The 22,002-nt window shown below is 64.0% G+C and carries 18 protein-coding genes; 8 read left to right on the top strand and 10 right to left on the bottom strand.

Annotated elements, in window-relative coordinates; genetic code table 11:
* Nucleotides 1-40: 40 nt before the first annotated feature.
* A complete protein-coding gene (locus AC0L2H_RS22510; protein ID WP_473592251.1) occupies nt 41-943 on the bottom strand; it encodes a histone deacetylase family protein in 903 nt (300 codons plus the stop codon).
* Nucleotides 944-1,068: 125 nt separating this feature from the next.
* Here AC0L2H_RS22510 and AC0L2H_RS22505 point away from each other — a divergent pair, with 125 nt between their 5' ends.
* A complete protein-coding gene (locus AC0L2H_RS22505; protein ID WP_473592250.1) occupies nt 1,069-2,406 on the top strand; it encodes an MATE family efflux transporter in 1,338 nt (445 codons plus the stop codon).
* Nucleotides 2,407-2,688: 282 nt separating this feature from the next.
* Here AC0L2H_RS22505 and AC0L2H_RS22500 read toward each other — a convergent pair whose 3' ends face one another.
* Nucleotides 2,689-3,765, bottom strand: a complete 1,077-nt coding sequence (locus tag AC0L2H_RS22500) for a quinone-dependent dihydroorotate dehydrogenase (RefSeq protein ID WP_473592249.1) — start codon at nt 3,763-3,765, stop codon at nt 2,689-2,691.
* Complete coding sequence (locus AC0L2H_RS22495) at nt 3,762-4,115, bottom strand: DUF952 domain-containing protein (protein ID WP_473592396.1); 354 nt, start codon at nt 4,113-4,115, stop codon at nt 3,762-3,764. The genes AC0L2H_RS22500 and AC0L2H_RS22495 overlap by 4 nt, the downstream gene beginning before the upstream one ends.
* Before the next feature lie 100 nt (nt 4,116-4,215).
* Between AC0L2H_RS22495 and AC0L2H_RS22490 the strand changes: the two genes are divergently transcribed.
* Nucleotides 4,216-4,653 (top strand): hypothetical protein, encoded by a 438-nt coding sequence (locus tag AC0L2H_RS22490; RefSeq protein WP_473592248.1) that lies wholly within the window; start codon nt 4,216-4,218, stop codon nt 4,651-4,653.
* Between the two features lie 128 nt (nt 4,654-4,781).
* Complete coding sequence (locus AC0L2H_RS22485) at nt 4,782-5,441, top strand: response regulator transcription factor (protein WP_473592247.1); 660 nt, start codon at nt 4,782-4,784, stop codon at nt 5,439-5,441.
* 11 nt (nt 5,442-5,452) lie between these two features.
* Here the strand turns inward: AC0L2H_RS22485 and AC0L2H_RS22480 are convergent, their stop codons facing one another.
* Nucleotides 5,453-8,941 (bottom strand): PAS domain-containing hybrid sensor histidine kinase/response regulator, encoded by a 3,489-nt coding sequence (locus tag AC0L2H_RS22480; RefSeq protein WP_473592246.1) that lies wholly within the window; start codon nt 8,939-8,941, stop codon nt 5,453-5,455.
* A gap of 241 nt (nt 8,942-9,182) precedes the next feature.
* Between AC0L2H_RS22480 and mscL the strand changes: the two genes are divergently transcribed.
* Together mscL and AC0L2H_RS22470 are read left to right on the top strand one after the other, a co-directional pair.
* Nucleotides 9,183-9,602: a large conductance mechanosensitive channel protein MscL gene (mscL, locus tag AC0L2H_RS22475; protein ID WP_473592245.1), complete on the top strand. Its 420-nt coding sequence runs from the start codon at nt 9,183-9,185 to the stop codon at nt 9,600-9,602.
* Nucleotides 9,603-9,812: 210 nt separating this feature from the next.
* A complete protein-coding gene (locus tag AC0L2H_RS22470) occupies nt 9,813-10,979 on the top strand; it encodes a pyridoxal phosphate-dependent aminotransferase (RefSeq protein ID WP_473592244.1) in 1,167 nt (388 codons plus the stop codon).
* A gap of 35 nt (nt 10,980-11,014) precedes the next feature.
* Here AC0L2H_RS22470 and hemA read toward each other — a convergent pair whose 3' ends face one another.
* Nucleotides 11,015-12,292: a 5-aminolevulinate synthase gene (hemA, locus tag AC0L2H_RS22465; protein ID WP_473592395.1), complete on the bottom strand. Its 1,278-nt coding sequence runs from the start codon at nt 12,290-12,292 to the stop codon at nt 11,015-11,017.
* Nucleotides 12,293-12,567: 275 nt separating this feature from the next.
* On the opposite strand from hemA, the gene galE reads away from it, so the two are divergent.
* The 3 genes from galE (at nt 12,568) to AC0L2H_RS22450 (ending at nt 16,752) form a co-directional block, all read left to right on the top strand.
* Nucleotides 12,568-13,563 carry a UDP-glucose 4-epimerase GalE gene (galE, locus tag AC0L2H_RS22460; RefSeq protein WP_473592243.1) on the top strand — a complete coding sequence of 332 codons (996 nt, stop codon included), beginning with the start codon at nt 12,568-12,570 and terminating at the stop codon, nt 13,561-13,563.
* A gap of 108 nt (nt 13,564-13,671) precedes the next feature.
* On the top strand, nt 13,672-14,922 hold the full coding sequence (locus AC0L2H_RS22455; RefSeq protein WP_473592242.1) for a D-amino acid dehydrogenase: 1,251 nt from the start codon (nt 13,672-13,674) through the stop codon (nt 14,920-14,922).
* Between the two features lie 3 nt (nt 14,923-14,925).
* Nucleotides 14,926-16,752 (top strand): alanine racemase, encoded by a 1,827-nt coding sequence (locus AC0L2H_RS22450; protein WP_473592241.1) that lies wholly within the window; start codon nt 14,926-14,928, stop codon nt 16,750-16,752.
* Here AC0L2H_RS22450 and AC0L2H_RS22445 read toward each other — a convergent pair whose 3' ends face one another.
* From AC0L2H_RS22445 to AC0L2H_RS22425, 5 genes are read right to left on the bottom strand one after another with little or no spacing between them, the layout of a single operon-like run.
* On the bottom strand, nt 16,753-18,123 hold the full coding sequence (locus AC0L2H_RS22445) for an FGGY-family carbohydrate kinase (RefSeq protein ID WP_473592240.1): 1,371 nt from the start codon (nt 18,121-18,123) through the stop codon (nt 16,753-16,755).
* A complete protein-coding gene (gene rhaM / locus AC0L2H_RS22440) occupies nt 18,120-18,437 on the bottom strand; it encodes an L-rhamnose mutarotase (RefSeq protein WP_473592239.1) in 318 nt (105 codons plus the stop codon). The genes AC0L2H_RS22445 and rhaM overlap by 4 nt, the downstream gene beginning before the upstream one ends.
* On the bottom strand, nt 18,437-19,432 hold the full coding sequence (locus AC0L2H_RS22435) for an ABC transporter permease (protein ID WP_473592238.1): 996 nt from the start codon (nt 19,430-19,432) through the stop codon (nt 18,437-18,439). Before AC0L2H_RS22435 ends, rhaM begins: the two co-directional genes overlap by 1 nt.
* On the bottom strand, nt 19,429-20,406 hold the full coding sequence (locus tag AC0L2H_RS22430; protein WP_473592237.1) for an ABC transporter permease: 978 nt from the start codon (nt 20,404-20,406) through the stop codon (nt 19,429-19,431). Before AC0L2H_RS22430 ends, AC0L2H_RS22435 begins: the two co-directional genes overlap by 4 nt.
* Nucleotides 20,403-21,944, bottom strand: a complete 1,542-nt coding sequence (locus AC0L2H_RS22425; protein ID WP_473592236.1) for a sugar ABC transporter ATP-binding protein — start codon at nt 21,942-21,944, stop codon at nt 20,403-20,405. The genes AC0L2H_RS22430 and AC0L2H_RS22425 overlap by 4 nt, the downstream gene beginning before the upstream one ends.
* Between the last annotated feature and the right edge of the window lie 58 nt (nt 21,945-22,002).

Raw genomic sequence — 22,002 nt, 5'->3', positions numbered from 1 at the left:
CCTGCGGTTCGGAAAGGATCATGCTCAAACGATAAGACTGTCAGGCGTAGCGCGAAGCCACCTCGAACAGGATGGCATGGCGCGCGGCGAGTGCCGCCACATCCGTCGCATAGCCACCGCCGATGACGCCGCACACCGGGATATCGAGCGTCCGGAAATGGCGGATCACCATGTCGTCGCGGGCGCGTAGGCCCTCGTTCGACAGCGACAGCCTGCCCAGCCGGTCCTCGGCATGGACATCGACCCCGGCATTGTAGAAGACAATGTCCCAGCGCGCGCTGGCGGACAATTCCGGCAGAAGGCTGTTCAGCCGTTCGAGATAGGCCGCATCGCCGGTGCCGTCGGGCAGGGCGACATCGAGGTGGGAGGCGATCTTGCGCACCGGGTAGTTGCGCTCGCCATGCATGGAAAAGGTGAATGCGCCGGGCTCGTCGCCCAGAATGTCGGCCGTGCCGTCGCCCTGATGCACGTCGAGATCGACGATCAGGATGTTTTGGGCGGCACCTTCGGCAAGCAGCACCAGCGAGGCGACCGCGACATCGTTGAAGGTGCAGAAGCCGGCGCCTTGCGCGCGCCGCGCGTGATGGCTGCCGCCGGCGGTGTTGCAGGCGATGCCGTTCAGCAATGCCAGCCGCGCGGCCAGCACCGTGCCGCCGGTTGCGAGTTGTGCCCTCAGCGAAACGCGCGGTCCGACCGGAAAACCGATCTCGCGCTCGATTTTTGCAGGCACTTCGCAGGCCAGCACCTGGTCGACATAGGCGGCGGCATGGGCAAGCTTCAGCCATGACCCCGGCGCTGCGTCCGGCACATTGAGCACGGCAGGCTCGGCCAGCCCACGCGCGCTCAGGGCTTCCATCAGCAGCGGATATTTGCTCATCGGGAACCGGTGATTGACGGCGAAGCCGGCATCATAGTCGGGGTGATGGACGATCTGCAGCGGCATGATGTAAGGCGGCCTGCGCCAGCTCTGGAATTCGGTTGGCCGCCGTTCGTTGGCGATTGCGCGGCATCGCGAAACTGGGGCACATCGGCTGTTCGATCAAGCCGCAATCAGCAAGGCAGCAATCCTTGGACAAGGGTGCCAACCAAGCCACCGTCAGGACCTTCGTCGTCACCAATCGCTCGGTGCTCGCTATCGCCGTGCCGATGACGCTTGCCTATCTGACAACGCCGCTGCTCGGCATCGTCGACACGGCGGTGATCGGCCAGTTCGGTGACGCCGCCCTTCTCGGTGGCCTGGCGGCGGGTGCGCTGATCTTCGATGTCGTCTTCACCACCTTCAATTTCCTGCGCTCCGGCACCACCGGCCTCGTTGCACAGGCTTTCGGGCGCGGTGATGAACTGGAAGAGCAGGCCGTGTTCTGGCGCGCCGTGCTGATTGCGATCGTCGCCGGCATCGTGCTTGCCGCGCTCGCGCCCTTGGTCGCCATGGCCGGGCAATGGTTCATGGCCGCCGACCCGCGCGTCAGCGAAGCGATGGCTGTCTACATCAGGATCAGATTGCTCGCCGCGCCCTTCTCGCTGATCAACTACGCCATCCTCGGCTATGTGCTGGGCCGCGGCGAGGGCGGGCTTGGACTGATGCTGCAACTGGTGCTCAACGGCATCAACATCGCGCTCTGCATTCTGCTTGGCCTGGAACTGGGCTGGGGCGTCGCCGGCGTTGCCTGGGCGACCGTCACCGGCGAATTCGTCGCCATGCTGCTTGGTCTCGCGATCGTCATCAGGCGCTTCCGCGCAGCCCCGGCTTTGCCGCGTCATCGCCTGCTCGACATGTCTGCCTTCCTGCGCATGCTGTCGCTCAACCGCGACATCATGATCCGCTCGTTCTCGCTGCTTGCTGCTTTCGCGCTGTTCACCCGCCAGGGCGCGCAATTTGGCACGGTGATGCTGGCCGCCAACGCCGTGCTGATGAATTTCTTCCTTATTGCCGGCTATTTCCTCGATGGTTTCGCCACGGCTGCCGAACAGCTCGCCGGCCGCGCCATCGGCGCTGGTGCCGCGACGCCCTTCCGCCAGGCCGTCAAGCTGACCCTGTTCTGGGGTTTTGGGCTGGCGGGCGCGGCGACGCTCGTGCTGCTGCTGGGTGGCGCCGATCTGGTCGCCCTGATCACGACTTCTGAGGACGTTCGCGCCGTTGCCGACATCTATCTGCCCTGGGCCGCCTTCACCGCGCTGAGCGGCGTGCTGGCGTTCCAGATGGACGGCGTCTTCATTGGCGCGACCTGGTCGCGCGACATGCGCAACATGATGCTGTTGTCCTTCCTCGTCTTCAGCGCCGCGCTGCTGACGCTGGCGCCGGCCTTCGGCAATCACGGCTTGTGGGCAGCGCTGCATGTCTTCCTGCTGGTACGCGGCTTCAGCCTGCTCGCCATTCTGCGGCTGCGGGTGCGGGCCGCGTTTTAGGCGGTGTCCTCGGCGCCATCGGATGCGCTTGCACTTCGGGTCGATTTCGTTACGTTTTCCAGCAGCCCGATCCACCAATTGTTCTGGGGGAAGCTTGTGCGAGGTTACCTGCCATATGTCCTGGGCGCGGCGCTGGGACTGCTCGTTGCGTTCACTGTTTCCGCAATTCTTGGCGTCGGCGGGACGCCCCAGTTGCTTCTTTTTGGATTGTTGCCTGCCATCCGCGGCGCCATCTGCGAGCGGACCGTCAGTCGCAATTGACACCAGGCTTTTTAGCGCAGTTTAGAGTTGCTTCGACGCCCAGAAGTCGAGCCGGCTGTCACGTAGATCGCGGATGGATTTGAGCCGCTCTTTTTCCACGAAACGGATCATTCCCGAAAGAATGCGGCCCGGCAGCGCAGGCCCGGCATAGATCATGCCGGTGTAGAGCTGGACGAGATCGGCGCCGGCCCGGATCTTTTCCAGTGCCGTCTCAGCGGTAGAGACACCGCCGACACCGATGATGGCGCGGTCCGGGCCAAGCAGTTTGCGCATCTTTGCCAGCACGATGGTCGAGCGCTCGAACAAGGGCTTTCCCGAGAGCCCGCCGGTCTCTCCGGCAACACCGGCGCTGCGCAGCGCCGGCCGCCAAATCGTGGTGTTGGAGACGATGACGCCGTCTATCTGCTTCTCCGTGACCTCGGCGGCAACGTCCTCCAGCTCGGCCCCGACCAGATCAGGCGCGATCTTGAGGAAGACGGGCGGCCGCACTGCTGCTGCCGAGCGCGCCGCGATGACGCGGGACAAAAGCTCGCCGAGCTGCTCGCGCGCTTGCATATTGCGCAGGCCAGGTGTGTTCGGCGAGGAGATGTTGACCGTCAGATAGCTGGCGTAAGGCGCAAACCTGGTGACGCCGCGCTCATAATCGCTGACGCGGTCGGCGCTGTCCTTGTTGGCGCCGATGTTGACGCCGACGATGCCGGCGCGACCCCTGCGGGCGGCAAGGCGTTTTTCGGCTGCCGCATGTCCCTCATTGTTGAAGCCCAGCCGGTTGATCACCGCTTCGTCCGCTGTCAGCCGGAAAATGCGCGGCTTCGGATTGCCCGCCTGTGGCAGCGGCGTGACGGTACCGACCTCGGCGAAGCCGAAACCGAGGCCGAGCAGCGCGTCCGGCACCTCGGCATTCTTGTCATAGCCGGCGGCCATGCCGAGCGGATTGGGAAAATCGATGCCGCAAAGGCTGATCTTCAGCCTGTCGTCGCGCACAGGGCGGCCGCCAACCGGCAGGCCGCATTTCAGCGCCGCGATCGAAAGCCCATGCGCGGCTTCCGGGTCGAATCCGAACAGCAGCTTCTGGCCGACGCGGTCGAACAGGCTCATTCGCCCTCCAGCGCCGGGAACTGGTGCAGGCCGTCGGCGCCGAGCGGCAATGGCTGCACCCTGACGACGGCCTTGAGGTCGAGCGGACCGTAGAGATGCGGGAACAGCGCGCCACCGCGCGAGACCTCGTACTTAAGCGCTTCACCCAGGCGCGACGCGTCGATGGCAATCAGCAGCAGCCCGGTCTGGCCGGCAAAGTGCTTTGCCGCCGTTTCCCTGGCCTGCCCGGCGCTGGAAAAATGTATGAAGCCGTCGACGACATCGACCGGCGCGCCGGTGAAGCTTCGGCTTCCTTCGGCCTCGCGCCAAAGCTCTTCAGGCACTATCTTGTAGATAATCTGAGACATGATTGCGCTATAGTCCGAACAGACCAGGCGGGGAAGGGCGCATCTTCCCCATTTCCGGCGCAAACATGTGATAGATTGCGCTGATTGGCCCATGGAGGACAACATGCGTCTGCAACACGTCTTGATCCCGGCAGCTCTCGTCTCGCTCGTCGCGGCATCGGCCTTTTCCGAGGAAACCGATCGCTACAAGCTGGAAAAGTCGGCCAATGGCTATGTCCGTATGGACACACAGACCGGCGCGATGTCGATCTGCGAGGAACGCACCGGCCAGCTCGTCTGCAAGCTGGCGGCCGACGAACGCGCCGCCTTCCAGGACGAAATCGACCGGCTGCAAGGCTCGGTGAAGGCGCTGGACGAGCGCGTGGCCAAGCTCGAGAATTCGCTGTCAGCCCGCCTCGAATCGCAGCTGCCCAGCGAGGAGGATTTCAACAAGACGATGAGCTATATGGAGCGCTTCCTGCGCGGCTTCATGGGCATCGTCAAGGATATGGACAAGGACAATGGCGACGACGGCGCCAAGCTCAATTCGCAAAAGACCTGAACGCAGTTAGTTCGGGGGAAAAGTCAGCGCGGGGTCTTTGCCGCTTGAAAACAGCTGACATCACCGCATAATTGTTCGACTGGTCCCGAAAAAGCGCAAAATCATCGATGGGATTGGGGGAGGAACATTTGCCGTCGGACTACACGTTCGTCATCGCCGACGATCATCCGCTGTTCCGCGGCGCCCTTCGGGAGGCGCTGGCCGGCATCGGCAATGTCGCGGCCATTCACGAGGCCGGCGATTTCGAAAGCGCCAAGGCGCTGGTCGTGGCCAATGAGGACGTCGATCTGGTGCTGCTCGACTTGTCGATGCCGGGTGCCAGCGGCCTTTCCGGCCTGATCTCGCTGCGCGGTATTCATCCGGCGGTGCCGTTGGTGGTGGTGTCGGCGCATGACGACCCGGTGACGATCCGCCGTGCGCTCGATCTCGGCGCCTCGGGCTTCATCTCCAAATCGGCCAGCATGGAGGAGATCCGCGGCGCCGTGCAGTCGGTGTTGGCCGGCGATATCGCGGCTCCCGTCGGCGTCGAACTCGGCGTCGAGCGCGATCCCGAAATCTCCGACCTGATCAAGCGCCTGCAGGCGCTGACTCCGCAGCAGACGCGCGTGCTCGGTATGCTGGCCGAAGGGCTGCTCAACAAGCAGATCGCCTACGTACTCGGCGTCTCGGAAGCAACGATCAAGGCGCATGTCTCGGCGATCCTGCAGAAGCTTGGCGTCGACAGCCGCACCCAGGCGGTGATCCAGCTCTCCAAGATCGGCAGCGACCCGCTGCAGGCGGCTGATTGACCGGCTAACTCTTACTCTGCCGCTGGCGCCAGCGGCCTGACCCTGGCCATCATCGAACGCAGCACCGCCGGTTTCAGCGGCTTGTTGACCACCGGCACGTCCAGTCTGGCGGCGGCGGCGCGAACCTCGCTGGAGCGGTCGGCGGTGACCAGCACAGCGGGCATGTCCGCGCCATGGATCGCGCGCAATCTCGCGACCACATCGAGGCCGGTCCTGCCGTCGAGATGATAGTCGGCAAGCACGATGTCGGGCCGCGGCAGCCCCGATCCCTCGAAATCCTCCGAGCCGGAAAAAAGCTCGACGTCGCAGCCCCAGCCTTCGAGCAGCAGCCGCATGCCATCGAGGATGCGGGCATCATTGTCGATGCAGAACACATGGAGCCCGGCAAGGGAAGCCGCGGCCCGGACTGGCGCCTTGGCCTCGACGGCGGGGCGCGGCGCCTCGACCTCCGCGACCGGCAGGATGACGGAAAAGCGCGTGCCCTTGCCCGGATTGGAGAAGATCCGGATCTCGAGGCGCAGAACGCGGGCGATGCGGTCGACGATCGAGAGGCCGAGACCAAGGCCTTCGGCCTCGCGCATGCCTTCGTCGAGCCGGGTGAATTCATGGAAGACCGTGTTCAATTTGTCGCCTGCGATGCCGATACCGGTATCGATCACCTGGATCTCGGCCAATTCGCCGCGCCGCCTGACGCCGACCAGTATGCGGCCATGGCGCGTATATTTGATGGCGTTGGACACCAGGTTCTGGATCAGGCGGCGCAACAGATTGCGGTCCGTCATCACGCCGAGCGACGACGGCATGATCGTCAGGCCGAGCTTTTTCTCCGCCGCCAGCGGCCGGAAGTCGTTGCCGATCTGGCGCAACATTCCGTCGAGGCTGAAGGCGGTATCGTCCGGCTTCATCGCACCGGCGTCGAGGCGGGAAATGTCGAGCACGGCGCCGAGGATGGTCTCGACCGATTCCAGCGAGGATTCGATGTTGACCGCGGCCTTGCCGGCCGCGCCTTTGCCGGCCTTTTCGATCAGAGACGAGCAATAAAGCCGGGCGGCGTTCAGGGGCTGCAGGATGTCGTGGCCGGCGGCGGCAAGAAAGCGCGTCTTGCCGAGATTGGCCTCTTCGGCCAGCATCTGCGCCTGCGCCAGTTCCTCGTTGACGCGGGTCAGTTCGGCGGTGCGGTCCTTGACACGCTGTTCGAGCGATTCATTGGCGCGCTTGAGCGCCAGATCCTGCTCGACGCGTCCGGAGATGTCGGCATAGGTGGCGACGATGCCGCCGTCGGGCATCGGATTGGAACGCAATTCGAGGATGCGTCCGCTGGTCTTCAGCTCCATCTGCCAGGGGCTGACGAAACTGGTCAGCCGGTTGAGCATCGCCACCCGCTGGTCCGCGGGGATGTCGCCGCGCTGGGCGAGGTGGTGCAATATGCGGTCGAGCGAGACGCCGACCTGGCCCATCTCGTCGGGCAGGTCGAACAGCGCCCGGTACTGGCGGTTCCAGCAGATCAGCCGGAAATCCCGGTCGAAGACGGTGATGCCCTGTTCCATCTGGTCGAGCGCTATCTGCAACAGGTCGCGATTGTGCTGCAGCGCTTCGGTGGCGTCGTCGAGCAGGCGGAAGGCGTCTTTGGATTCGCGGTCGTTGCGGCGCAAAAGCAGTGACAGGATCAACCGCGCCGACGACGAGCCGACCGCACTCGCCAACAGCTGCTCGGAGAAGCGGATGACGTCCATGCTCGCCTGCTCGTTGCCGTGCAGCGAGGTCCCACTGCTCTTTTCGAACGACTGGAAGGAGCGTTCGGTGCGTTCGACGCCGAGGTAGCGCGCGATGGTGTCCCTGAGATCGTTGACGGTGACGGTGGTGCGGAAGCGGCGCAGGCTGGGCATCGGGCCGGCATCGCGCGGCACGAAGATCGCCGCCTGGATGCGTTCCAGCGGCACCGACGCGCGCGACAGCGAGCCGAGCACGAAAAACAGCGTGTTGATCGACAGGCTCCACAAGACGCCGTGGTTCAGCGGCTCGGCGACGGTGCCGAACAGCGCCTGCGGCCGCAACGCTTCGAAACCGAGCAGGCCATGGACGACAATGCCGGTATCGGGTGCGACGAGCGATGGCAGCAGCAGCGTATAGAACCAGACGAGGATGCCGGCGACCATGCCGAGTGCGGCACCCCTGCCATTGGCGCCACGCCAGACCAGCCCGCCGATCAGCGCCGGCGCGAACTGCGCAATGGCCGCAAACGACATCAGGCCGATGGAAGAGAGCCGCGCGCTGTTGGTGCTCTCGCGGTAATAGAGGAAGGCGATGAACAGCATGATGAAGATCGCGCCGCGCCGCACATTGAGGATGAGCGTCGACCAGTCCTCGTTCTGCGAAGTCGTGGTTTTGAGCAGGCGGCGCACGAACAGCGGGATGACGAGGTCGTTGGAGATCATGATCGACAGCGCCACGCTTTCCACGATCACCATCGCGGTCGCCGCCGACAGGCCGCCTATGAAGGCTGCCATGGCCAGCACATCGTGGCCGTTGAGCAGCGGCAGCGACAACACGTAGAGATCGCTGCTGGTCCTCGTGCCGACCAGTGACAGGCCGGCCAGCGCGATCGGCAGCACGAACAGGTTGATCGCCACCAGATAAAGCGGAAACACCCATGTCGCGGTGCGCAGTTCGGCCTCGCTGCGGTTCTCGACGATGGTGACATAGAACTGGCGCGGCAGCATGATGATGGCGAAGCCGCTGAGGCCGGTCAGCACCAGCCAGGTGGCGAGCGAGGTGTTGTAGCTCATCGCGTGGCGCACCTGCTCGTTCTGCGCGAGCTTGTCGATCATATCGCCGGGGCCGCCAAAGATCAGGAAGGTCACCATCAGGCCGATCGCCAGGAAGGCGGCAAGCTTGACCACCGTTTCGACCGCAACCGCCAGCACCAGCCCGTCCTGATGCTCGGTGGCGTCGGCGTGGCGTGTGCCGAAAAGCACCGCAAACAGCGCCAAGAGCATGGCGACGACCAGCGAGATGTCGCTGACGAAGGGATCGAACGAGGGCGGCGACCCGGTATAGTGCTCGACCATCAGGCTGACCGAGCCGGAAATCGCCTTCAGTTGCAGCGCGATGTAAGGCACCGCGCCGATCGTTGCGATCAGCGTGGCGATCGCCGCGACCGCAAAGCTCTTGCCGTAGCGGGCGCCGAGGAAATCGGCGATCGAGGTGATCTTTTCGGTCTTGGCCAGCCTGACGATGCGTTGCAGCAGCGGAAAGCCGAACACGAAGACCAGCACCGGACCGGTATAGATGCCGAGGAATTCGAGGCCGCGTTCGGAGGAAAGGCCGACCGAGCCGAAAAACGTCCAGGATGTGCAATAGATCGCCAGGCTGAGCGCATAGATGAAGGGTCGGGCCCGGTCGGGCCTGGACATCGTCGAGCGCCGGTCGCCAAGGCTGGCGATGGCGAAGAGCAACGTCACATAGGCGATCGCGATGATGACGATGAACCAGCCCTGCACGGCTTGAGAATCCTCCCTCGCCGGTTTTCCTCCGGCCTATCGAGAGGCAATCACAGCTTGAGGGGCAAGTCCATCACCGCTTTCGGTGCATGGTATCTGCGGCTTCGGGCACAACCTGGCCGGTGGAAACCGGTCTTTTGCCTATGTTGCAACCGCAGGTTTTTGTTATGGTGCCCACAGGTCGGCGCCGGACGGATCGGGTGAAGGCGGCAGTTCGGCCGGTCATGGCAAGGAGGGTCGAATGCTGAAGGAATTCCAGGAATTCATTTCCAGGGGCAATGTGATGGACCTGGCGGTCGGCGTCATCATCGGCGCTGCTTTCGGCAAGATCGTCGATTCGCTGGTCAACGACATCATCATGCCGGTCATCGGCGCCATTTTGGGCGGTCTGGACTTCAACAACTATTTCTTCGGCCTCTCCTCTGCCGTCAACGCAACGTCGCTGGCTGATGCCAAGAAGCAGGGCGCCGTCTTCGCCTATGGCAGCTTCATCACCGTGGTGCTGAACTTCATCATCCTCGCCTTCATCATCTTCCTGATGGTCAAGGCGGTGAACAATCTGCGCAGGCAGCTGGAGAAGGAAAAACCAGCTACCCCGGCCGCGCCGCCGGCCGATGTCGCCCTGCTCACCGAAATTCGCGATCTGCTCGCCAGGAAATAGCGCCGCGCGGATTTCTGGACCAAAACCCTGGCTGCCCGCGGCCGGGGTTTTCTGTTTTCGGCTGCTGCAAAACACATTAGAGCGACGTGCATCCACTTGGATGCACAAAGTATGCTCTAACACTTGAATCCCCGCATCGTGCTTTCCGAAAATCGGTTCCGATTTTCGGGCCGATGCGTTAGCAGTCCAGAAGCGAAACCGGATCCATCCATGACCTTGATCGAGACCCTGCGCGCGGAAGCTCGCGCCGCGCCCGAAAGCGGCATCGTCGCCGTCATCAACTATGGCCGCCTGCGCGAGGGGATGATCCCGCTCTGGGCAGGCGAGGGTGATCTGCCGACGCCCGCATTCATTACCGATGCCGCGTCAAGGGCGCTGGCCGGAGGCGAGACATTCTACACTTGGCAAAAGGGCATCCCTGATCTCAGGCAGGCGCTTGCCCGCTATTATGCCAGGCATTTCGGCAAGACTTTCTCCGATGAAGAATTCATCGTCACCGGGTCCGGCATGCACGCCATCCAGCTGGCGCTCGACGCGCTCGCCGGCGCCGGCGACGAGGTCGTCTATCTGTCGCCGGCCTGGCCGAATTTCGAGGCTGCCGCGGCGATATCGGGCGCCGTTCCCGTCGCCGTTACGCTCGATCATTCCGGCAATGGCTGGTCTTGCGACGTCAAGAAAATCGCGGCGGCGATCACGCCACGCACAAAGGCGCTGTTCATCAACACGCCGTCCAACCCAACCGGCTGGACCGCCGATCATGAGACCTTGCGGGCGATCCTCGATCTCGCCCGCGCCAGGAACCTTTGGATCATCGCCGACGAGATCTATTCGCTGTTCCACTATGGTCACGGTCGTGCGCCGTCGTTCCTCGATATCGCCAGCGGGGAGGACCGCATCCTGTTCGTCAACAGTTTCTCCAAGAACTGGGCGATGACCGGCTGGCGCGTCGGCTGGATCAAGACGCATCCCGCGCTGCAGCAGGTGTTCGAGAACCTGATCCAGTATTCGACCTCCGGCGTCGCCCAGTTCATGCAGCGCGGCGCGGTCGCCGCCCTCGACGAGGGTGATGCCTTCATCGCCGAACAGGTCGAGCGGGCGCGGGCAGCGCGTGATCTGGTCTGCGACATCCTTGGTGCAACCGGCAAAGCCCGGTTCACCGTGCCGCAGGGCGCGTTCTATCTGTTCTTCACTGTCGACGGCATCACGGATTCACGTGCCGCTGCTTTCGACATCGTCGACAAGGCCAATGTCGGCCTGGCGCCCGGCACCGCCTTCGGCCCCGGTGGCGAAGCCTTCCTCAGGCTGTGCTTCCACCGCCGCCTCGATCAGCTCGAGGAGGCGGCGCACCGATTGGCAAGGTGGATGAAGACTGTCTGAGCTGCCTGAAGTTCGGGCAGGGTTTCTGGCGGGCCTCACCCGCCTGACTTGGGCACCAGCAAGGGGATGATGCGGTCGCTCTTGGCAACGGCCGGCCGGCCGGCCGAGGCATAGGGAATGCCGAGCGCGTCCCAGGTCTCGACCAACGCATCCTGCAGTTCCGCGATCAGCGCGTCGGAATGGAACGGCGTCGGCGTGATGCGCAGCCGCTCGGTGCCGCGCGGTACGGTCGGGTAGTTGATCGGCTGGATGTAGATGCCGTGGACACCAAGCAGGCGGTCGCTGGCCATCTTGCAGAGTTCGGCATCGCCGACCAGCACAGGCACGATGTGGGTGGGTGATTCCATCACAGGCAGGCCTGCGGCGGCAAGAATCTCCTTGGTCCGGGACGCCTGGCGCTGCTGCGCGTCACGCTCGGCCTGCGAGCGCTTCAGGTGCCGGATCGAGGTGGTGGCGGCGGCGGCGACAGCCGGCGGCAGCGCCGTGGTGAAGATGAAACCCGGTGCATAGGAGCGCACGGCATCGATCACAGCACTTGTGCCGGTGATATAGCCGCCGAGCGTGCCGAACGCCTTGGCGAGTGTCCCTTCGATGATGTCGATGCGGTCGGCCAGGCCTTCGCGCTCGGCGATGCCGCCGCCGCGCGGGCCGTACATGCCGACGGCATGGACCTCGTCGATATAGGTCATGGCATTGTAGCGCTCGGCGAGATCGACGATCTGCTCGATCGGCGCGATATCGCCATCCATCGAATAAACGCTTTCGAAGACGATCAGCTTGGCCCGTTCGCGACCGGCGGCCTGCAGCAGGCTTTCGAGATGCGCGACATCGTTGTGGCGGAAGATCTTCTTCTCCGCGCCCGAGCGCCGCACACCCTCGATCATCGAGGCGTGGTTCAGCTCGTCCGAAAGCACCAGGCAATTGGGCAGGAGCTTTGCGATGGTCGAGATCGACGCTTCGTTGGAGACGAAGCCGGAGGTGAACACCAGCGCGGCTTCCTTGTCGTGCAGGTCGGCAAGTTCCAGTTCGAGCGCGACCAGCGGATTGCTGGTGCCGGAAATGTTGCGGGTGCCGCCGGCGCCCGAACCCATCTTGCCGGCCGCGTTCTGGAATGCGGCGATGACATCGGGATGCTGGCCCATGCCGAGATAGTCGTTGGAACACCAGACGGTGATTTCCTGGGCGCGGCCGTTGGCGCGCCAGATGGCGCGGGGGAATTTCCCCACGATGCGCTCGAGGTCGGCGAAGACGCGATAGCGCCGCTCCGCATGGAGCTGGTCGATCGCTTCCTCGAAGAACCGCTGGTAGTTCATGTCGGCTTCCCAATTTTTGCGCGGGATCATAGTCACTGCCTCATTCGGCGTCCACCGGGCCTTTTTGGTCAAAATGCCACGCCCAAGCCTGTTCCTAACGACCATGGATCATGGCCTATTCCCTTGATGTGGATCAATTTTGTTTCGGTATCATGCCGCGGGCCGGAGCAACTGTTACCGACTTAACATTCAGGGTTTAGTGGCCATGCGGCAGGCTTTCCAGTAAGGCGCTTGTTGAGACAGTTTCCGATAAATCAGATGGTGTGAGGATACGGATGACGGTTTTGGTGACAGGCGGTGCCGGTTATATCGGCAGCCACATGGTCTGGGAGCTTCTGGATGCGGGCGAAAGCGTCGTCGTTCTCGACCGGCTTTCGACCGGTTTCGAATGGGCGGTGGCGCCCGAGGCGAAGCTGGTCGTCGGCGATGTCGCCGACAAGGAACTGGTCGGCTCCATCATCCGCGACAACCAGGTCGACGCGATCATCCATTTTGCCGGTTCGATCGTGGTTCCCGAATCGGTCGCCGACCCGCTTGGCTATTACGAGAACAACACCTGCAAGACGCGCACGCTGATCGAGACCGCGGTGCGCGAAGGCGTGCCCCATTTCATCTTTTCCTCGACCGCCGCCGTCTATGGCGGCGCCGGGCTGGAGCCCGTGCGCGAGGATGGCCGGCTGGCGCCGGAATCACCTTACGGCTTGTCCAAGCTGATGAGCGAATGGATGCTGCGCGACGCGGCGATCGCCTATGGCCTGCGCTATACGGCGCTGCGCTACTTCAATGTCGCAGGCGCCGATCCCAGGGGCCGCACCGGCCAGTCGACGCCGGGCGCCACGCACCTGATCAAGGTCGCCTGTGAGACGGCACTCGGCAAGCGCCCTTTCATGCAGGTGTTCGGCACCGACTATCCGACGCCGGACGGCACCTGCATGCGCGACTATATCCATGTCAGCGATCTGGCGGCGGCGCATCGGCTGGCGCTCGAGCGGCTGCGCGCCGGCGGCACCAGCCTCGTCGCCAATTGCGGCTACAGCCACGGCTATTCGGTGCTTGAAGTCATCGACAGCGTGCGGCGCGTTTTCGGCCATGATTTCGACGTGCGGATGGGCGAGCGCCGCCCCGGCGACGCAGCGGCTGTGGTCGCCAACTCGGAGTTGGCGCGCCGTGAACTCGGCTGGACGCCGCAGCGCGACGATCTCGACCTGATCGTCGCCGATGCGCTCGCCTGGGAACGCATCCTGACCGGCAAGAATTCGGCGCGGGCCTGATCCGCCGGTTCTCGGCGGTGGGCTCGAAAGCTCGCCGCGGACGCGCTATCAATGAACTTCGCGGCGGTGCGTGAAGGCGCTGCACCGCGTCGAGCCTTGGGGGATGGCATGAAGATCCTGGTGCTGGGGGCCGGCGTGGTCGGCACGGCGGCCGCCTATTATCTGGCCAGCGACGGCCACGACGTCACCGTCATCGAGCGCCATCAGGCGGCGGCGCGGGGGACCAGCCAATCGAATGCCGGGCTGGTATCGCCCGGCGACGCCACCGCCTGGGCTTCGCCTGCCGCGCTGAAGACGTTCCTGCGCGCGCTCTACAACCACGATCTCGGCATCAAGGTGCGGCTGCGCTTCGATCCCTATTTTTTCGCCTGGAGCCTGCGCTTCCTCAGGCAGTGCACGCAGGCGCGGCTGCGCGCAAACAGTCAGGTCAAGCTGCGCCTGGCGCTCTATTCCCGCGATTGCATCAACGCCATCTCTGCGGATACCGGTATTCATTATGACGAGCGCAAGAAGGGCATTCTCTATTTCTTCCGTTCGCAGCAGAGCCTCGATACCGGCACCGACAATTACCGCTATCTCGCCGAGCACGGCCTGCCGATCGAGATCGTCGGCCGCGACCGGCTGGTCGAGCTCGAACCCGGCCTTGCCGGAGCCAGGGAGAAGATCGCCGGCGGGGTCTATTCGCCGGTCGACCAGACCGGCGATTCCAGCCAGTTCACCCAGAATCTCGCTAATCATGCCGCCGAGAAACTCGGCGTGAAATTTCTCTACGACACGACGGTCGAAGGCCTCGACATCGAGGGCGACCGGGTGCAAGCGGTCATCACCTCGGCGGGCCCTGTCGCCTGCGATGCCGTGGTGATCTCGATGGGACCGGAAAGCGGCCTGCTCGGCCGCCGCTACGGCATCGACCTGCCGATCTATCCCGTGAAGGGCTACACCGCGACCGTCCCGCTGGACGACGAAAGCAAGGGACCGACCATGGGCGGCGCCGACGAGGACCAGTTGATCGCCTATTCCAGGCTCGGCAATCGTCTGAGGCTCGCCTCCACCGCCGAGTTCACCGGCTTCGACCGCACGCACAGACCGAGCGATTTCGCCGCCATGTTCAGGACCGGCGATGATCTGTTCCCAGGCGCCTTCGACGAGAAGAAGGCCGTGCTTTGGGCCGGCCTGCGGCCAATGATGCCGAACTCCGTGCCGGTCATCGGCCAGGCGCGCTACAAGAACCTCTATCTCGACACCGGCCACGGCCATGTCGGCTGGACCATGGCCTGCGGTTCGGGAAAGTTCCTGGCCGATATGGTCGCCGGCCGCAAGCCGGAGATCGATCCGCAAGGGCTGCTGTACAGGAACTAGGCAATGTCGGGACCGCAAGTCGCCATCGACCTTGGCCGCATCGAGCGCAACGCGCGCACGATCGTCGAGCGCTGCGCGCTGTCGGGCATCAAGGTCTTCGGCGTCACCAAGGGCACCTGCGGCATGCCGCAAGTGGCGCGCGCCATGCTGCGCGGAGGCGTCGCCGGCATCGCCGAATCGCGCTTCGAAAACATCCGAAGGCTGCGCGACAGCGGCATCAACGCGCCGATCATGCTGCTGCGCAGCCCGCCGATGGCGCGTGTCGAGGAGGTGGTGCGCACCGTCGACATCAGCCTGCAATCCGAGCTCGCCACCATCCGCGAGATATCGCGCATCGCCGAGCGCATGGGCCGGGTCCACGACATCATGCTGATGATCGACCTCGGCGACCTTAGGGAAGGCATCTGGCCGAACGATCTGGTGCCGACGGTCGAGCAGATCCTGGCGCTCAAGGGCGTGCGCATCGCCGGCATCGGCACCAATCTCGGCTGCTTCGGCGCCATCATGCCGACGGAGGAAAATCTCGGCCAGCTCGTCGCCCATGCCTACAAGACCGAGCGCCTGTCCGGCGCCAGGCTCGACTGGATCTCGGGCGGAGCTTCGTCGTCGCTGACATTGCTGCTTGAAGGCAGGCTGCCCGCCGGCATCAACAACCTGCGTGTCGGCGAGGCGATCCTGCAGGGCGGCGTCGAAACCTTTCGCGACACACCTTGGGACGAACTCGAGCCCGATGCTTGCCGGCTGACCAGCGACATCATCGAGGTCAAGCTGAAGCCATCGCGCCCGATCGGCCAGTCCGGCTACGACGCTTTCGGCAACCAGCCGGTGTTTCCCGACGAGGGCGACAGGCTGCGCGCCATCGCCAATATCGGCCGCGAGGACGTGCTGGTCGAGGGGCTGACGCCGATCGCCAAGGGCGTGCGCGTGCTCGGCGCTTCCAGCGACCATCTGCTGCTTGACGTGCATGACGCCGATCCGCCGCTCGCCGTTGGCGACCGCGTGGCCTTTCGCATGAGCTACGGCGCCATGCTGCTGGCGATGACCTCGGAATATGTCGAGAAGGCGCCGATGCACGATGTCGAGGATTTTTCCGACCGCAAGATGGTGTCGATATCGGCGGAGCCGGCGGCAGCCGGCATCCTCGCCCGGGAGGCGACCGGCGCCCGGCTGGAGGCGATGAATTTCGACGTCGTCGAACTGGCCGATGTCGAGCGGCCGCCGTCGGGTCTGATCCGGCTGACGGCTGGCAGTGATCGCCGCATAGCCCATAAGGCGCTGATGGCGACGGCGCGGGCGAGCCATTCGTTTGGTCTGATCTGGATCGATTCCATCGCGGCCCTGATGCCCGAGGACGAGGACGGCATCGATCTGCCGGAACGCTCGGTGCTGGCGCGCTCACTCGGACTCGATCACAAGCCCGGCGCACTGCAGCCGCAGTTGTCGCCGGAAAATGTCGTCATCGTCGGCCTGCGCCTTGCCGATCCGGCGGAAGTGCGGGTGCTGAAGGATTCTCGCGTTTCGGCCTTCACCATGACCGACATCGATGCCATGGGCATGCGCGACCTGATGCATGAGGCGATCCGCATCGCCACGTCAGGCACGCAGGGCTTCCATGTCAGCTATTCGCCTGATGTGACCGAATTCGCCGGCTGGGCGGCTGGGTCCGGCGGCCTCACCGTGCGCGAGACGCATCAGGCGATGGAAGCTATCGCGCTGTCCGGTAGGCTGCTGTCGATGGATGTATCCGGGCTGACGGCCGATCTCGAACCTCGGCTTGCCACGGAAATCGTCAACTTCGTCATGTCGGCCTTCGGCAAGCGAATCCTGTAGTTAACGCTCCTCGACTGCCGCGCGCCACGACCGCACATAATCCACCCAGGCTGGGTCGTCAGGCGGTTCGGTCCTTTCGCCCTTGCTCCCGACCGCGCCGTGATCCGAGGCCAGCAAGGCGGCGCCGATGCTGGTGCCGGTTGCAGCTTCCGATGCGATGACCGGTCGTGCCGTTGCCGCCGCGAGCATGCGGGTAAAGAGCCGGTTGCGGGCAAAGGGGCCCTCGACGATTGTCGGTCCACCGGCACCGATCAGGTCGAGGCAGGTCGCCGTCATCAGCGCGAGATAAAACGAGATGGCGGTGAAGCGCTGACCGCCGGTCATGTCTTCGGTGGCGAGCCACTGGGCGGTGTGACGCGGATAAGGCCCCGAGCCCTGCTGGGTCGACGGCAGCAGCAACGTCTTGCGTGCCAGCACGGCGGCGACATCGTCTTCGCTCCAGTCCTGCGGCTTGCCGTCGGTCAGCAGGGAGAACTCGCGCCCGCCCATGAAGCGGGCCGAAGGAACGGGATCGCCGAGCGCATTGACATTGACCAGCGTGTCGCACGCCGCATCGAGCACGACCTTGGCACCGCCGACCGCCATCGACACCACCCAGGTTCCGGTCGAGACGACCGAGAAGGGCGGTAGGTCGGCGATGAGATGCGGCAGCAGCGAGGCGTTGGAATCGTGCAGGCCGCAAAACACCGGCGTTTGCGGGTCGAGCCCGGTTTGCCTGGCGAGAGCGGGACGGATCGGGCCGAGGCGGTCTCTCGCCGGCCGCACCGGCGCCATCTGACGGCGCCAGTCCATCTTGTCGACCAGTGAAGAAAAATCGGCTTGCCAAGGGTTCCACAGATCGGTGTGGCAGCCGAGCGAGGTCACCTCGTTGGCGGCGACGCCGGTCAGCCGCAAGGCCCAGTATTGCGGGTACATCAGGATCGCGGCTCGGGCGAATTCGACCGGGAACAACTTCTGCTGCCAGAAGAGCTGCGCGCCGATGTTGAGGCCGGCCGGCAGGCGCGGCGTGCCCGTCTCGGCAAAGGGCGGACGCATCGCGTCATAATCTTGGGCGAGTGCGTCAGGACCGGCGAATTCATAATCGAGCACTGGCAGCGCCAAGCCACCTTCGGCGTCGACCAGCACCGCCGTCGCCCCATGCGTGGTGATCGATATGGCGTCGATGCGCTGCTCCTGGTGGATCGCTGCGAGGCTGTCGAGGATGAACGCCCAGAGGGCTTCGACATCATGATGCGGGTAAGGACCGTCAGCGGAAGCGGCATTGGCCACACGGCGCAGCGCCACTTCGCTTGATGTGGCGAGATCGACCAGCGCCACCTTGGCGTTGGTCTTGCCGATATCGATGACGGCGATGTGGCGAAGAGCAGTCATTCCATATGGAACATGGTTTCCAGCGGCACCGCCACCGGCTCGTTGTCGGCCTTGGTTTCCATGATATCAGCCATGTGCGCCCACCAGCGCTGCATCACCGGATGCTTCGGCAGATCGTCCATGCGATGACCATCGCTGCGCCACAGCACGCCGAAGAGAATGTTGGTATCTTCGTCGAGATGGATCGAATAATCGGAAACGCCGGCCTGTTTAAGTAGCTCGACAAGCGACGGCCAGATCTCGTCGTGGCGCTTCTTGTATTCGGCCTTCATGTCGGGATTGAGCTTCATCTTGAACGCGTATTTCTCAGCCATCAGCGTCCCCCGCGCAGCCGCCGCCAGAGGATCGGCAATGCGATGACGATGATCAGCAGCAGGCCGATGAAGATCGACATGACGATGCCGGGCACGTTGAGCAGCCCCAGGCCAAAAGTGACCAGCCCCATGATGAAGGCGGCAAGCACGACACCCAGTATGCTGCCGGCGCCGCCCAGAATGCTGACGCCGCCCAGCACCACCATGGTGATGGCTTCCAGCTCGTAGCCTTGCGCGATCGAAGGCCGCGTCGAGCCGAGCCGCGAGGTGATCAGCACCGAGGCGACGCCCGACATCAGCCCGGTCAGGCAAAACAGGATGAACTTGATGCGGTCGACGCGCACGCCGGAGAATTGCGCCGCGACCGGGTTGTTGCCGATGGCAAAGACGCGGCGGCCGAAGCTCGTCCGGTGCAGCACGAACCAGTAGATGATAGCGGCGACGGCGAACAACACCAGTTCGAACGACACCACCCACCAGACATAGCCCTGGCCGAAGAAGGCGAAGCTTGCGGGATAACCCTTGTAGGCCTGGTCGCCGAGAATGATGAAAGCAATGCCGCGAAACAGGCTCATCGTGCCGATGGTGACGACGATCGATGGCAGTCCGAGCCTTGTGACCAACAGGCCGTTGAAGGCGCCGCAGCCGAGCCCGACGAGGATGCCGATCGCCACCAGCACCGGCGTGCCGGCGCCAGCCTGCACCGCCATGCCCATCATGGTTGACGCCAGCGCGATGATGGCGGCGACCGACAGGTCGATCTCGCCGGAAATGATCAGCAGCGCCATGGCGAAGGCAATCAGCGCCTTTTCCGTGAAGTTGAAGGTCAAGTCAGACAACGACCACGGGTCGAGGAAATAGGGTGAGGCGAAGCTGTTGATGGCGAAAATCGCGATCGCGACCACGACCAGCAGCGCCTCCCACGAGAAGATCGCCGAAGAGAGCGGCTTGTCCAGCCGATCCGGTATGTGGCGCGGGGCAGGGGTGTCGGTCATGCCGTTTCGGCCTTCTTCAGGATGATACGGCCCTGCCGGCGTTCGCCGCGCGCATTGAGCACCACCGCCAGGATGATGGCACTGCCCGAGATCGCCATCTGCCAGAAGGGCGAGATGTTGATGACCGGCAGCGCATTGGAGATGATACCGAGGAACAGCGCGCCGAGCACCGCGCCGCCGACCGAGCCGATGCCGCCGGCAATCGAGATGCCGCCGATGACGCAGGCGGCGATGATGTTGAGCTCATAGCCGTTCGCGACCTCGACGGAAGCGATCACATAGCGCGAGATCCAGAGATAGCCGGCGAGCCCGCCGATCATGCCGGAGATGCAGAAGACGACGAACTTGGTGCGGCCGACATCGATGCCGGCATAGACCGACGCGGTCGGGTTGACGCCGATGGCGTAGATCGAGCGGCCGAGCGCCGTGCGCGTCATCAACAGGAAGAACAGCGCGATGACCAGCAGGGCGATCCATGACAGAACCGGAATGCCGAGGAAGGCTGCACGCTGAAAACCGATGAAATCAGGGCTCATCTGGTCGGCATTGACCCAGGCGCCGCCCGAGATGACGAAAGTCGCGCCGCGATAGATGGTGAGCGTGCCGAGCGTCACCACGATCGAGGGGATGTTCAGCCGCCACACCAGAAGCCCGTTGATGGCGCCGAGTACCAGCCCGACGAGCAGCGCGACGACGATCAGCAGCGGGATCGGGATGGCCGGAAGTGCTGCGTTCAGCATCGCCACCACCATGCCGGTGAAACAGAGGTTGGACGCCATCGACAGATCGATGGAGCGGGTCAGGATCACCGCCATCTGCCCCAGCGCCAGGATCATCAGGATCGAGGTGTCGTTGAACACCTGGCGCAGATTGGCCGGGTCGGCAAAACCCGGAAAGCGCGTCGAGATCAGCCCGATCAGCACGGCGATGGCCGCCAGCAGCCAGATTTCGCGATATTTGACGAGGGCCTTCATGCCGCGATCCCCGCAGCCGTCCTGACCAGCGTCTCGGCGTCGAGCTCCTTGTTGTCATAGACAGAGGCGATGCGGCCCTCGCGCATGACGACGACGCGGTCGGACATGCCGAGGATTTCGGGCAGTTCGGACGACACCATGATCACCGAAAGGCCTTGCGCGACAAGCTCGGCCATGAAGCCGTGCACGGCGGCCTTGGAGCCGATATCGATGCCCTTGGTCGGCTCGTCGAGGATGATCACTTTCGGTGCGGTCGCCAGCCATTTGGCGATGACGATCTTCTGCTGGTTGCCGCCCGACAGCGTGCCGACATCCTGGCTGAGCGAGGACGCACGCAGGTCGAGCCGCTCGGTGAAGGCGCGGGCCAGCGCGAACTCTTCCGCCAGCCGCAATATGCCCGATTTGGATGTGCGCGTGAGCGAGGGCAGCGAGACATTCTGGAAGATCGGCAAGCCGATCACCACGCCCTGCTTGCCGCGCTCCTCCGGTACATAGACGATGCCGGCCTCGATCGAATCCGCCGCCGATTTCGGTGCGATCGGTTTGCCTTCCAGCGTGATGGTGCCCTTGGCTGTACGAGTGATGCCCGATATCGCCTGCATCACCTCGCTGCGACCGGCGCCGACAAGGCCGTAAAAGCCGAGGATTTCGCCCCTGTGCAATTCGAAGCCGATGTCATCGAATTCGGTCGGATGCGACAGGCCGGAGACAGTCAGCACCGGCGCACCGATTGCTGCTTGGCGCTGCGGAAAGATGTGGTCGACGGAACGGCCGACCATCATGCGCACGATCTGGCTCTGGCCGGCATCCCTGATCAGGCCTTCGCCGATCATCTCGCCGTCGCGGAACACCGTGTAACGGTCGGCGATGCGATAGATCTCGTCGAACTTGTGGCTGATGAACAGGATCGCCTTGCCTTCGCTCTTGAGGAATTCGATCAGCAGGAAAAGTTCCTCGATCTCCTTCATCGACAGCGCTGCCGTCGGCTCGTCCATGATGACGATGCGGGCGTCGATCGACATGGCGCGGGCAACTGCCACGAGGTGCTTGTTGGCGATGCCGAGATCCTTCAGGCGCGTGTCGGCATCGATATGGCCGGCGCCCATCGTGTCCAGCATTTCCTTGGCGTTCTTGCGCATGGTGCGCCAGTCGATGGTCTTGAAGCGGGTGCGTGGTGCATGGCCGAGAAAGATGTTCTCGGCGACCGAAAGGTCGTCGAACAGCACGGTTTCCTGATGGATAGCGGTGATGCCATGGCCGAATGCGGCATGTGCGCTGGGCAAGGTCACGGCCTGCCCGTCGATGCTGATCGTGCCGGCGTCGGGCTGGTAGATGCCGGTCATGATCTTGACCAGCGTCGACTTGCCGGCGCCGTTCTCGCCGATCAGTGCGGTAACTTGTCCCGGATAAAGCGACAGGCTGACATCGTGCAGCGCGCGCACGCCGGGAAAGCTCTTGGAGATGCCGGACAGCGTCAGGCGTGGGGTGGAGGCCTGAGGCCTTTCCTTCACCGTGCCGTGCTGGGCTGTCGTGTCCATAATCGTATCAAGCCCTGAAACAAGGTCCGTTTAAAGCCGCGGCGGGATTTTGGTCCCG

Source organism: Mesorhizobium sp. WSM4871, assembly GCF_055811295.1.
The sequence above is the reverse complement of the archived record's forward strand: the minus strand, read 5'-3'. Positions and strand labels throughout refer to the sequence as shown.

Bases quoted from the DNA above. Each gene is read 5' to 3' on its own strand.
- hemA (WP_473592395.1), bottom strand. From the start codon at position 12,292: ATGAACTACCAGCGGTTCTTCGAGGAAGCGATCGACCAGCTCCATGCG.
- AC0L2H_RS22425 (WP_473592236.1), bottom strand. From the start codon at position 21,944: ATGGACACGACAGCCCAGCACGGCACGGTGAAGGAAAGGCCTCAGGCC.
- mscL (WP_473592245.1), top strand. From the start codon at position 9,183: ATGCTGAAGGAATTCCAGGAATTCATTTCCAGGGGCAATGTGATGGAC.
- AC0L2H_RS22500 (WP_473592249.1), bottom strand. From the start codon at position 3,765: ATGAGCCTGTTCGACCGCGTCGGCCAGAAGCTGCTGTTCGGATTCGAC.
- AC0L2H_RS22510 (WP_473592251.1), bottom strand. From the start codon at position 943: ATGCCGCTGCAGATCGTCCATCACCCCGACTATGATGCCGGCTTCGCC.
- AC0L2H_RS22470 (WP_473592244.1), top strand. From the start codon at position 9,813: ATGACCTTGATCGAGACCCTGCGCGCGGAAGCTCGCGCCGCGCCCGAA.
- AC0L2H_RS22435 (WP_473592238.1), bottom strand. From the start codon at position 19,432: ATGACCGACACCCCTGCCCCGCGCCACATACCGGATCGGCTGGACAAG.
- galE (WP_473592243.1), top strand. From the start codon at position 12,568: ATGACGGTTTTGGTGACAGGCGGTGCCGGTTATATCGGCAGCCACATG.
- rhaM (WP_473592239.1), bottom strand. From the start codon at position 18,437: ATGGCTGAGAAATACGCGTTCAAGATGAAGCTCAATCCCGACATGAAG.
- AC0L2H_RS22430 (WP_473592237.1), bottom strand. From the start codon at position 20,406: ATGAAGGCCCTCGTCAAATATCGCGAAATCTGGCTGCTGGCGGCCATC.
- AC0L2H_RS22490 (WP_473592248.1), top strand. From the start codon at position 4,216: ATGCGTCTGCAACACGTCTTGATCCCGGCAGCTCTCGTCTCGCTCGTC.
- AC0L2H_RS22450 (WP_473592241.1), top strand. From the start codon at position 14,926: ATGTCGGGACCGCAAGTCGCCATCGACCTTGGCCGCATCGAGCGCAAC.
- AC0L2H_RS22445 (WP_473592240.1), bottom strand. From the start codon at position 18,123: ATGACTGCTCTTCGCCACATCGCCGTCATCGATATCGGCAAGACCAAC.
- AC0L2H_RS22455 (WP_473592242.1), top strand. From the start codon at position 13,672: ATGAAGATCCTGGTGCTGGGGGCCGGCGTGGTCGGCACGGCGGCCGCC.